Raw genomic sequence first — 12,140 nt, 5'->3', positions numbered from 1 at the left:
GCATTACCTATGCATATCTTAAATGGAAGGACGATGGATGGTTAGGAAAAGACAATAGATGATTAGCTCTTTTGGGGTATCTCTTCAGGTTATTTCCAGCCCATACCACCAGCGCGTTTAGCACGGCAGCGGCACCGATCACTTCAGCAGCTGTGTTGGCAGCGTTGCCAAACCCGTTCAGACCTCTGGGGCCACTTCCAACGCCGGCGAGGACATCCATCGACCCGCGGTCGGCACTAGCTCACAAGCGATAATTTTCTACTGAGCGAACCGTGCGGAAGGCAGCGAAGATCGTCGGCGCGAAGAAATGAACGTCCAGACAACGCTGACATTGCCACTGGCCAGAAGCTGCAATGTGCAGGTGGGCTCGCTTCTTCACTCGGCCGTGATTTCCGAGCTTATTCTGTGCCCGAGAAGGGTCGGGCGCGCCCGGCCCTTCTCAGGCGGGGTACCTTGCGCTCGACCACCTGGCTACGGGTGGCTGACCCGGACGAGACCGCCCAAGAGAGGGACTGCCCACGCGGTCCCGAGACCGGCGCGTCGGGTACCAGCAAACGATAGGAGGTCGTGACCTCTCGCAAACCCCGGATATGCCCGAACAGGTCGATCACCTCCAAGCCAGACCGGCGGTTGTAGGTGTGACACCCCAACGCTCCGGACCAAATGCGACCGACCGGGGTCTGGGCAAACTCCGACGCCCCGAGCGCATCGATCTGGCAGAACGTCACCGCGCTGCCATAGCCGCGCGCGCAGTCTTGGACCGGGCGTAGCGTGCGTCCGCCGTGTCGGATGACGGCGCCTGCGGGGCGGCTGAGCCTGGCATCGATCAGGACCGGGTTGGCGGCATGGGGCGTCCAAGACCCGGTCAGGCTCTCGGCACGGTAGAGGCTGAGGACATCCCAAGACGTGGACCTCCACCGCCTTGGGCTGACGAAAAACCAAAAGCCGCCCTCATGGCAGAGAGGCGTGGTATCGTAGCCCTCGATCCCCTCGATGAGGCAGGCCTCCCGCGTCCACCGGTAAGGGAATTCCACTGCCCTGTAGAGGCTAACATTCCTGGCCGTCCCCGATTCGGGGATCATCCAGATCTGCCCGTCCTGCTCGAACACGAACGGGTATGAGAGGTGATGCGGTTCCTCCAAGACGATCTGGGGTGCGCCGACGGTCCCGTCCCGGTCCGCTGCCACGACCGCAATGCACCCCCGGTTCTTCGAGTAGAGGTACTGTTCGACAAAAATGAAATCCTGCCCCTGGCGCCGGAACGGGAACGGGTCGGCAAGGTAGCTGTCGGTGCTTCCGGTGAGCACCGAGAAGGTTGCTTCGCCTTTGTCGAGCAGGCTCGCCGATTCATCGAAGCGCCAGCCAACCCCCCACATCCTGCCGCCTCTTGCCAGGACGTCCAAAAACCTGATCGCTTTCGATGCCACCGTGCCGGTCGCCCTTGCAAGGGCCGAGGATGCGCCAAGTGAAGGCACGGCCGTCCGTGAACCGGGGACACCGGACGCAGCTGAACCGGTTTCCTCGCGCAAGGCTTTGAGGATCAGCAGCACAGCGCAGGAGAGGACGCTGTCTAGACTCGCTGAGAACACTCCACGGTCTACACTGGCCGGACGGGCCATCCACGGCCGCAACGGGCGCGCCGTGTCGTGCAGGTCGACGAGAAGGTCCTGATCATTCGCCACGGCCGCCATGACGCCGATCTCGCCGGGTACGCCGTTGAAGAGCGGCGTCAGCACCCGCAGCCCCGCCGGGCGCGTCTCCTCTCCGCTCAAATCGATCACCACGTCCACTTGGTCGGACGGAGGCGGCGGCAGGGACCGCAGCGCCGCCTCGACGGAGTCAGTGGCGCCGTTCCCGCGAAAGCCATAGACCAGTCGTTCGAGTTCGAGCAGCAGACGGCAGGTCAACGGCAGCGGGCGGCGACCGGCCGCCAAAGCGCAGGAGACCTCGTTGCCGGGCACTTCAGCAAGCGCTTCTGCCAGCCAGAGGTGCCACCGAAGTAGCCGCGATGGATCGAGACTCAGGCAAATGCGCATTGTTGTTCTGACCGCGGATTTCAAAAGGACGCCGGCTCACAGCTTGACGAGAACCGCCTGCGGCGATCCGCCTTACCAAGACTCCGCCGCGGGCCCGCGGGCCAGGGAGGTAGATGGAAAGCGATGGCGCGTGTCACAGCGCGAGAATATTTCCCACCTATTACTACCGCGGGGACTCGCCAATAAGAGGAGCCGAACTCTTGGTTGGGAGCGATGTCTGACAGCACGGGTCCATACTCGAGCGACCGGAATCGGCCAAGCACCACTATGCCCGAACGACGCCCGGGCTGTGCGAGGTCAGAGGAGGTAATCCCTCGGGGCTGTTGCACTCGGCGCCCGGCGAGAGCCACATGCCCGGGTGATTGTTGGCTGGCAACGAGTGAAAAATAGGCTGCGCAACGCCGGACTGCGGGTGCTGGTGTGCGCGTTGCTGTCCGTTCCGGCAGTCGTGAGCGCCGCGGATGACCCGTCGGCAACGTCCTTCATCAAGACTTCCGGAACGAACTTCACCTTGGACGGCAAGCCGTTCTTCGTGACTGGCGTAAACAACCACTATCTGACCTACGGGTCGCCGGATGAGGTCACCCGCGTTCTCGATGACGCGGTGGCGATGGGCGCCAATGTGGTCCGCACCTTCCTCCAGCCGGTGATCGGGTCGCTCGACGGAAGCAAGCCTACGATCTGGGATTGGCGGCTTGAAGGCGAAGCCAGCAATCTCGCGGTCAAGGGCACGTACCTGCTCTACTGGGACCCGAGCCAAAACAGGATGGCGATCAATGACGGCGCCGACGGCATGCAGAAGGTTGATTTCCTCATCGCCGAGGCCGGCAAGCGACGCCTGAGGCTGATCATCGCCGTCCTGGATTTCTGGGCCTTCACAGGCGGCGCCCAGCAGATGCGGGCCTGGTATGGGAGCCGGGACGCCCCAGGCGTGCAGAGCCAGTACGACACCGACCTCAGCAAAGAGAAGTCGGAGTTTTTCTTCCAGGATCCGCGCACGAAGCGCGACTACAGGACCTGGGTCAGCCACATCGTGCAGCGAGTCAACCCGCTCACCGGGCTCGCCTACCGGGATGATCCGACCATCATGGCCTGGGAGCTAATGAACGAAGGCAATGCGCAGCCGGAGGCCTTACGATTTGCTTGGACCACCGAAATGACGGCTTACGTGAAGTCGCTCGATCCGAACCATCTCGTCACCTCAGGGCACGCTAACGTCGAGTCGAAGCTATCGGATCTGACGATCCCGACTCTCGATTTCGGGACCTGGCACGGCTACCCGCTCTACTACAAGCTCACCGTCCAGCAGTTCGACAGCTTGATCACCGAGTTCTGCCGGTTGGCAGTTCGCGCCGGCAAGCCGGTGCTTCTGGAGGAGTTCGGCTATGCCCGCTCCAATCAGAACTTTGCCCAGGCTTACGCGATGTGGCTCGACACGCTGACGCGCGAGCGCAACTGCGCCGGCTGGATGGTGTGGCGGCTGGTGTCGCGGCAGGACAGCGGACGCTATCCCGTCGACGAATATGACAAGTTCGATATTCACAACGACGGAGGTCCGCTCTGGAACATCCTCAAAGCCGCCACGGCTCGGGCGACGCAGACACGCGAAACCAACCCGGCCTCAGAAACCAGCCGGCAGTTGCCATGACCGAAGCCTCCGTCGTGATCTGCGCCAACACACTCGATCGCTGGGACGATTTGAACGCGGCCACCGCGTCGGTGCGCCGCCAGACCTGCCCGGCCCGCGAGATCGTCCTCGTCGTCGACAACGATGAGGCGCTCTTGGAGCGCGCCCGGCGCGAGATCGAGGGTGTCGTCGTCACACCTAATACCAACGTGCGTGGACTGTGCGGCGGTCGCACGACGGGAGCCGGAGTGGCGCCCGCGCCGGTCGTGGCGTTTCTCGATGACGATGCGATCGCCGATGAGCGCTGGCTGGACGAGTTGCTGATGCCCTACGCCGACCCGCGCGTGCTTGGCGTCGGCGGCCGCCTCGAGCCTCTGTGGCGCAAACCTCGGCCCTCGTGGTTTCTTTATGCTGAGAGCCGGCTTCCGGGTAAGCCGAATCCAGCGCGTGGAAGTCTGGCTTTATCGCACCGTCTATCGAAGAGCTTGGGGCAGACATTGGCAGCTCAAGTCGGGAGAATTCCTAGATGCGTATTCTGATGCTTGCGCAATCCTGTACGCCGATTGGCGTTGGCCAGCGGGGCCACGTCCGGAACCTAAGTATCGGTTTCGCCCGCCGCGGTAATGACGTTGGCGTTGCCACAACCGGTCAGCCTGGATCGAAAACCGGGCAGACCGAGCATGGCGTCACCAGCGAACGCCGGCAGGTCCCGCGCCCCCCCACGATCTCGGTGATTATCTGTGCCTACACCGAGGACAGATGGGAGCTGATGCTTCAGTCGGTGGTCTCGGTTCAGGAGCAGACCTTGCAACCCTGCGAGATCATCGTATGCATCGACCACAATGAAATCCTGTTTCACCGTTGTGCCGCGTACTGGGCTGGCTTCGCCGCATCCACCCCTCCGATACGGGTGATCCAGAACAAGTACGACGGGCACCTGGGGTCGGCCCGAAACACGGCAGCCGAGACAGCTGCGGGAGACATTCTGGCGTTCTTGGATGACGATGCAGCGGCCGACAAGGACTGGCTCGGGATTCTCACAGACCCGTACCAGGATGAGCGCGTCGGCGCCGTCGGCGGGCGCCCCCTACCGGTTTTCGAGTCTAGCCGCCCGGCCTGGTTTCCCGTGCAGTTCGACTGGGTGTTCGGATGCGCTTATGACGGTCTTCCGACAAGCCGAGGCCCCTTGGCTCATCTTATAGGTGCCAACATGTCGGTGCGGCGAACCCTCCTTGAGCAGGTGGGAGGGTTCCACTCCGACAATCACGACGACATGGACATGTGCCACCGCGTGGCGCAGATCAAGGGTAGTGAGGCTGTCATCTACGAACCGGCAGCGACCGTCCGCCACTTTGTACCCGCCTCACGGCCGAGATGGAAGTACTTCTGGCGCCGTTGCTTCTTCGTCAACAAGGGGAAGATCGAGGCTCTTGCCCAGATGGGCGACGCCGCAACTCTGGGTGCGGAAACCCGCTTCGTCTGGTACGCGCTGACCAAGGGCGTACCGCGAGGGATTTGGCAAGCCGCCAAGGGTGACCCCCACGGGCTGGTCCGGTCCTCGGCCATAATCATTGGCATAGGTCTGGCCGCGGCAGGCCACGCCGCCGGTCATGTCGAGCGGGCGCGGCGATTGCGCCGGCAGCGCCGACAGGCCACCAGGCAGGTATTTAACACAGCCGCGCGAGCCAATGGGCGAGAGAAGTGAATGCCTTCTTCGATAATCATTGGTTCGGGTCCGGCTGCAGCCGCCGCCGTGTTGGCGCTGTCCGGGAAGTCTGACGAGAAGATAACTGTGTTCGATCCGGGCACCGTGCTGGACGTCCAGACGCAAGAGGTAATCTCCAGGCTGTCCAAGCTGCGTGTCGGCGACTGGGATGAGGAGGACGTCCGCCGGATCGGATTGCAACCCAAGCGCGTACAGTCGGATTCGCTCCCTGAAAAGAGAAGCTACGGATCCGATTTTCCGTTTGTCAACAAGGGCCAACTCGACGGAGTCCACTCCCAGGGTAGAGTCAACTCTGCTGTGATCTCATGCGCCTACGGAGGGTTCAGCAACATCTGGGGGGCCCAGATCATGCCCTTCAGCGCTGCCACATTCAAGAGATGGCCGTTCGGTTTCTCGGATATGGAAGAGCACTATCGGACGATCCTTGGTCACATTCCGTTCGCCGGAGAGTCCGACGATCTCGATGAGTGGTTTCCGCTCATCGGATCTCCGCACCCGCTTCCGCCGCTGGCACCGCGGACGCAGATGGTGCTGGCCAACTACGACCGGCACCGCGATCGTGTACGCTCCACCGGAATAACCATAGGGCGCGCGCGGCTCGCCTTCTCGGCGCCCGAATGCCAGCCCTGCGGCCTGTGCATGACTGGGTGCCCGCGGTCGCTGATCTACTCGGCCTCGCACAGCTTCGACCGCTTCAGGCGCAGCGGGAGGATTGACTACCACAGCGGGCTGCTCGCGGTTCGAGTCGGCCAGGAGGCCGACACGGCAGTCGTGGAGGCTCGGGAGCTATCCAGCGGCCGGATCCAGCGATTCGCAGCCGACCGGGTCTTCGTGGGTTGCGGAGCTATCGGCACCACTCGGCTGATCCTGGGCTCGCTCGGATCGGACCAGCCGGTCCATCTTTCGGAATCGGCTCAGTTCGTTCTTCCAATGATGTCCGTGAAGCCGACTCCCGACCCACGTACAAGGCGCGAGTTCACACTCAACCAGTTCAACATGGTCATCGGCCGGGACGACGAAGGCTTCGACGTCTCACAGGTTCACTTTTACCCGTTCAACCACGCATACTACGATGCGCTGCCCGGCTTCCTCCAACATCCCGCCGCCGCCTTCGCGACAGATCGGCTGCTGAGCCGATTGACGGTAGGCCTCGGCTATTTGCCATCCTGGGCGTCACCCAAGATACGGATCACAGCCCAGGTGCCCGCAGCTCCTGATGAGCTACCCCGGATTACCCTTACTTCCGAGGGGTTCAGCGAGACCAGGGTCAGGGGCAAAGACGTGCCTCCGACGCTGCCTGACGTAATAAAGCGCATCTATAGGGCAGCACCTTACCTTGATTTGTGGCCGGTCACGTCGCAAATGCTGTGGTCGGGTGGGGCCAAGAGCTACCACTTTGGCGGCAGCTTTCCCCACGCTAGTGAGCGGGACGCCCGGAGTGCGACGACAGACCGCGTCGGGCGGCTGGCGCGTTGGGACCGGATTCATCTTATCGACGGTTCGGTTTTCCCAAATGTTCCGGCGACTACCTTTACGCTGACTGTGATGGCCAATTCTCATCGCATCGCCTGCGAGGCGATGGAACTGACGGGGTGAGCATCAATGCGGGTCGGCATCACCGGAGCGACTGGGTATGTCGGGTCCATCCTGCGTGCTACCTTCGCCCAGCAAGGGCATGAGGTCATCGCGTTCGCCCGCCCGAACCGGGCGACCTCCGCATCTGCCGCCGCAATGGCCAGCGTCGCCGAATGGCGCCCATATGAGATTAAGCGCCCGCCGTCGGGGCCCGCATTCAGCGACCTAGATGTGCTCATACATAGTGCATGGGACCTGAGTCTCATCAGTGCCGGCGATGTATGGGGTGTCAATGTGTCCGGCTCGCAGCACCTCCTCCGCAATGCCGCCGACGCAGGGGTTCGCCGGGTCATTTTCATCTCCTCGATGTCCGCTTACAAGGGAACCCGACAGTTGTACGGCCAGGCCAAGCTGGCGTGTGAGCGCACAGCCAGCAGTCTGGGAGGCGTCTCCACCCGCCTCGGACTGGTTTACGGCCCCGGTTGGGCCGGGATGGCCGGCGCGCTGCGCAAACTCACCAAACTGCCGGTTACACCTCTCATCGGGGCGCGCTCCCATCAGTTCACCGTGCATGAGGCAGACATGGCAGCCGCCATGGTGCGTATTGCCGAGTCGGACATGCCCCTGCCGGAACCGGTAGGGCTGGCCAACCCCGAACCGGTGCCGTTCCGACGGCTCATGAACGAGATCGCCGCGTCACAAGGCAGAACACTGCGTGCCGTCCCGGTGCCCTCGCAGCTTGTCAGTTGCATGCTCCGGGCAGGAGAGGCCCTGCACGTCCCCCTACCCTTCCGATCCGACTCCATCCTGGGGCTCGTGCACCCGGCGGCAGAGGTTCCCGGGGTAGGGCAGCTCAAGCAGCTCGGAATCAGGTTTCGAAGCTTCTCGCTGGACGGAGATCGACGTTAAAAATATGGGAGATTTGCCCAGCCCTGCGGGTGACAGCGTTTTGACACTTCCCGGGCAACTGCAACTTTCACCTTCGTGAGCCTCCAGCACACAAAGGTCGGTTCGCGCTCGACGCGCACGAACACCACCTCAGCTCGTGAGGACGATCAACGAGGCGCCGCCGAGTAAGCGCACCGACAGGTCCTCTCCGGCCATAGTCCGGACAATGCCTCGGGCGGCATTACCGAGGATGGCTGTAGTGGTTCTCCATTCGGGATGGATCTGCAGAATATCTTCCGCGGTCCTAGTGTACTGTGCGTCAATAATTTTAAAATCTGTGTCGCGCAGAGTCGCCAGCGCCGTTGCCTGATCAAAGTAATGCAGGTGACCAACCTCCTTGCGTTGCTTAAGATGCTGACCACGTAGAAGTCCGACGACATTCATGTCAAGTGGAATATGGAAAGTATAGTATCTTGATCGTCCTCTTAGTCTTCGAAGGAAGCCAATATAATCATCAACGTGCTCGAAAACATCGATGCACAAAAGAAGATCGCAATTCTCGCCGGTCTGAAAGAAGTCGCCGCAGTGAAATTTGAGGTTGTTTTTTTCTCGGTGTTTGGCCAAATTTATAGCGTAGGGAGCGATATCGTAGCCGATGGCTGTTGAATCACGGAAGATATCATGCCGAAGAAGAGCATCCAGAACGCCTCCCGTCCCACAACCTGTATCGACGATTTTCTGGCAACTGATGTTGTTGGCGCGCACGATCTTGGCGATGTTCTCGGCCTTAACACCGCCATCTTCGTCATGCCAAGTCGGATTAGCAGCGGCATAATCTATTCCGGTATAGAGGTCATTACTTGACATTCATCTCTGCCATCTTTTGTGGTTGAGCCAGATTAAGTTGCCTCAAATATTTCGGTGTTACTAATAGTTTCTTTTGGCTTGAAATCGACCAGCGATCGAGGTCGCTGCATGGCCACAAGGCCAGGTCCAGAAGGGGATCCTAAGTCGTCCTGTCGATCGCACTTCACATTTCGGGAATGGACGAATGTTAGGGAGCCGCACCGGTCTTGAGGTCGCTCAGGGTTCCTCCGTTGCCTCGGGGCTACACGCTACATGCGAACCGCGCATCTCAGTGGGCGCAACCGGATAAAAACAAAACCTAGCCATTACAAATGTAACGACACTCTCGATGGCGTCAAGCCGCCGGCGGCGAAGCTTCCGGGGAGGTCCCGTAAGGCACGCGGCCCATCCGAGGTAGCTCATGGGAATCCAACTCCTCTCGGCCCACAGCGAGGCTGACTGGCAGAAATTTTCGCCGATCAGGGACAAGCGATGCCGCATTGTCGGCTTTGCGTTCTGAACGACGGTCAACCTGCATAGACGACCATGCAGCAAAAGAGCACGCTAATCGACTGTGCCCCAGGTGGAGCTTTGGCCACTGGCTGCGCGGTTCAGACTCGTGGCAGGCGCCACGCGGCGAGAACGCGCCGCGCCATAGGGGTCAAGTATCAGCCACTTCAACAAGCCGCTTAAGCGATCGCACTTCCCCTGGATGCGGTTGCAGGTTCGGCGCGTTACATGCAGGCACGCTGGCGTTTCGATTGAACGGCCTGTCGGCGCTGTAGGGCCTGCACTCGATAGCAGGGCCAGCTCTCACCTTCGATCATTGAAGGCGGATCATGTGGGACATCGCCGCCGTGGCGCTGGCGAGATCCCTCAGCAATACGTGTAGAGACTGCATCGGCCGCGCAAACGGCACGGTCGAACATCGGACCGGCAGCGCCAGCCATAGGTTCGACGGCTCGTCCGCCGCGCAACTCGGAAGACATCCCGGCCATCCTTGTCGACGACCTCACATGCGAACGACACCGCGAACACATGCGCTCAAACCGGCGCAACATTTCAGCCGACGGACACGGTTTTGGTAGGACGTCCGGAAGGGCGCTTCGGTGCGGCCGTTCGACACACGTCCTACATTAGAATGTGTTAATAAGTTCTCACTGAGCCTCATTCTCGCCGCAAATGGCAGTAAGCTCGTGTTAGCTCGATACATCGTCCTCGGATTAATCACTTCCCGATAGTATAAGACGGTAAGCGGGATAGGTCCAACGAGCGGAAATGCCTGCGTTTTACTTATGGCGCGCAGGCGTAATTACAACAAAAAAACACAACTAACCAAGGATACACCGTGTTTTTACTAAACAGCTCGGCGGTGCCGGAAGAGCTGCGCTCGACTTCAATTTGGCTGCGGCTGGAACCGCCGAACAGCTTGCGTGCGCGGCAGCACCCTCGACAAAATTCGTCTTCGGATGGCGAGTTCAACGTTCAGCTTGCTCGACAATAATGTCTGGGCGAGGACTTCCAAATCTCCGCTACTTTGAAACTCCGTTCGCAGTGCCCAACTGCGAGCATGCGATCTGCCGCGCGCCTTGGCGATGCGCGGCAGTGGAATTCCCTGTTTTCAACACCTAAGAGGATCACTGAATGACTCTTTCCGCCCCCGCAGGCTTTGCCTCTAGCGATCTCGTCTTCGAGGAAAACTTCTCCGGTACGGCGCTCGACAGCGACTGGCATACCTACATCACCAGCAATGCCGCCAATGGCTGGCCATGGAATAGCAATGGATCAGGAGGAAGCAACGCAGGCTCGCAATATTATGCCGACTACGATGTGCCGAGCCAAGTCTCCGTGAGCAACGGGGCCTTGGATCTCACGGCGATCAAGCAGCCCATCAGCGGCATAAATCAGGGGACCACACAGACATACCCGGTCACGTCCGGCGCGGTCAGCAGCTACGGCAACTTCGAATTCAATGGCGGCTACCTTCAGATCAGCATGAAGGCGCCAAGCGGCGATGGCGCATGGCCGGCCCTTTGGCTGTTGCCCGGCCATGGCGCCGGCAGCAGCGGCGACAATTTCGAGATCGACATGCAGGAGGGCGGATTTACCGGTTCGGGGCCGGCGGACCAGATGTTCTCCTGGCACCTCCACTCGCCGTCAGGGTGGGTAGGAAACAGCATTGATACGGGGACCGACCTCACGGCCGGCTTCCACACGTACGGCATCAACTGGGTGCCCGGTCAATCGATCACCTGGTATCTCGACGGGCATCAGATGGCGCAAGTGACCAGCGCACAGGCGCCGATCCCGGATGAACCGATGGAATTGATCATGAACAATGGGGTCGCGAATTCGAACGTGACCGGATGGCATACGGCTCTGGATGGTTCGACTCCTTCGTCGATGCAGATGCAAGTCGATCAGATTCAGCTTTACCAGAAGGCAGGCAGCGGTGACACGGTGACGGGTGCTAACGTCACTCCCCCAATCACTGGCTCGACCGGGACCGAGCCCGTGTCTGGCACCGGGACGGTTCCTTCTTCCGGCAGCACCAGCGATGGCACCTTGTACGGCACCAGCGACGCCGATGTATTACACGGAACCAGCGGCCACACGATGATTGGCTATGGCGGCAACGACACCTATTATGTCGATAATGCCAACGAGAAGGTGGTTGAGGCGGTGGGCGGCGGCAACGACAGTGTGCTCGCCTCGGTGAGCTATGCGCTTTCCGCCGGCTCGGAGATCGAGCTCCTCGCTACCAATAACGCGTCAGGCACGAAAGCAATGACCCTCGCCGGCAACGAGTTCGCCCAGACCATCCAGGGCAATGCCGGCAACAATGTCATTAACGGCGGCCTCGGCGCCGACGTCTTGACCGGCTACGGAGGCCACGATGCCTTCTCGTTCAATACTGCTCTTGGAGCCGGTAATGTCGACAAGATCACCGACTTCAAGCGCTCCCAGGATACGTTCCATCTCAGCGATACCGTTTTTGCCGGGCTTCAGCCGGGAGGGCTTCCATCCAAAGCTTTCTTTATTGGTGCAGCCGCGCATGACAGCTCCGATCACATCATCTACGACAGTGCAACCGGGGCGCTCTCTTTCGACAGTGACGGGGCCGGCGGCGCATCTCAAATACAGTTCGCCAGCCTTTCCCCACATCTGTCGCTCAGCGCAGCCTCGTTCTATGTGACCTGAAGGACTACGCGGGGCTGCCATGGCCAAATAAGGACTGGATGAACAGCACCTCAAAGCCATGGTGCCGAACCGAAGTCAGCGTACCAAAGGCGGGAGCCCGGTTTTCGGCGATGATCTGCTCAAGCAAAAGAGATGCGGTTCCATCCCGATGCCATCGTAAGCGCTGTTGTGGGACCACCTTTCGGGAGTGGTCGCGATCTGTGAGGTTGCCGATCCTGTATTGGGATCGGAGATCGGCTTG

The 12,140-nt window shown here is 60.7% G+C and carries 9 protein-coding genes; 6 read left to right on the top strand and 3 right to left on the bottom strand.

What is annotated here, in order from left to right; all coding sequences use genetic code 11:
* Window positions 1-398 precede the first annotated feature (398 nt).
* On the bottom strand, window positions 399-2,060 hold the full coding sequence (locus NKI70_RS07155) for a glucosamine inositolphosphorylceramide transferase family protein (protein ID WP_352692691.1): 1,662 nt from the start codon (window positions 2,058-2,060) through the stop codon (window positions 399-401).
* Window positions 2,061-2,415: 355 nt separating this feature from the next.
* Here NKI70_RS07155 and NKI70_RS07150 point away from each other — a divergent pair, with 355 nt between their 5' ends.
* Genes NKI70_RS07150 through NKI70_RS07130 form a run of 5 tightly spaced genes read left to right on the top strand, consistent with a single transcriptional unit; the run spans window position 2,416 to window position 7,873 of the window.
* Window positions 2,416-3,684, top strand: a complete 1,269-nt coding sequence (locus NKI70_RS07150; protein ID WP_352724425.1) for a glycoside hydrolase 5 family protein — start codon at window positions 2,416-2,418, stop codon at window positions 3,682-3,684.
* Window positions 3,681-4,202 carry a glycosyltransferase family 2 protein gene (locus NKI70_RS07145; RefSeq protein WP_352724423.1) on the top strand — a complete coding sequence of 174 codons (522 nt, stop codon included), beginning with the start codon at window positions 3,681-3,683 and terminating at the stop codon, window positions 4,200-4,202. Before NKI70_RS07150 ends, NKI70_RS07145 begins: the two co-directional genes overlap by 4 nt.
* Window positions 4,190-5,368 carry a glycosyltransferase family 2 protein gene (locus NKI70_RS07140; RefSeq protein WP_352724422.1) on the top strand — a complete coding sequence of 393 codons (1,179 nt, stop codon included), beginning with the start codon at window positions 4,190-4,192 and terminating at the stop codon, window positions 5,366-5,368. Before NKI70_RS07145 ends, NKI70_RS07140 begins: the two co-directional genes overlap by 13 nt.
* The gene (locus NKI70_RS07135) at window positions 5,369-6,985 is read left to right on the top strand and encodes a Rossmann-fold NAD(P)-binding domain-containing protein (RefSeq protein WP_352724421.1); all 1,617 of its coding nucleotides are present in this window, start codon (window positions 5,369-5,371) and stop codon (window positions 6,983-6,985) included. It begins immediately after the preceding gene.
* Between the two features lie 6 nt (window positions 6,986-6,991).
* Entirely contained in the window at window positions 6,992-7,873 is an 882-nt protein-coding gene (locus NKI70_RS07130; protein WP_352724420.1) for an NAD-dependent epimerase/dehydratase family protein, read from the top strand.
* Window positions 7,874-8,002: 129 nt separating this feature from the next.
* Here NKI70_RS07130 and NKI70_RS07125 read toward each other — a convergent pair whose 3' ends face one another.
* Window positions 8,003-8,719 carry a class I SAM-dependent methyltransferase gene (locus NKI70_RS07125; RefSeq protein ID WP_352724419.1) on the bottom strand — a complete coding sequence of 239 codons (717 nt, stop codon included), beginning with the start codon at window positions 8,717-8,719 and terminating at the stop codon, window positions 8,003-8,005.
* Between the two features lie 1,623 nt (window positions 8,720-10,342).
* Between NKI70_RS07125 and NKI70_RS07120 the strand changes: the two genes are divergently transcribed.
* A complete protein-coding gene (locus tag NKI70_RS07120; protein WP_352454197.1) occupies window positions 10,343-11,899 on the top strand; it encodes a family 16 glycosylhydrolase in 1,557 nt (518 codons plus the stop codon).
* A 4-nt stretch (window positions 11,900-11,903) separates the two neighbouring features.
* Here NKI70_RS07120 and NKI70_RS07115 read toward each other — a convergent pair.
* On the bottom strand, window positions 11,904-12,140 hold a 237-nt coding region (locus NKI70_RS07115; protein WP_352724418.1), incomplete at its 5' end, for a hypothetical protein.

It is taken from the genome of Mesorhizobium sp. M0500 (assembly GCF_040321165.1).
In the GTDB taxonomy this organism is placed as follows: Bacteria; Pseudomonadota; Alphaproteobacteria; order Rhizobiales; family Rhizobiaceae; genus Mesorhizobium.
The sequence above is the reverse complement of the archived record's forward strand: the minus strand, read 5'-3'. Positions and strand labels throughout refer to the sequence as shown.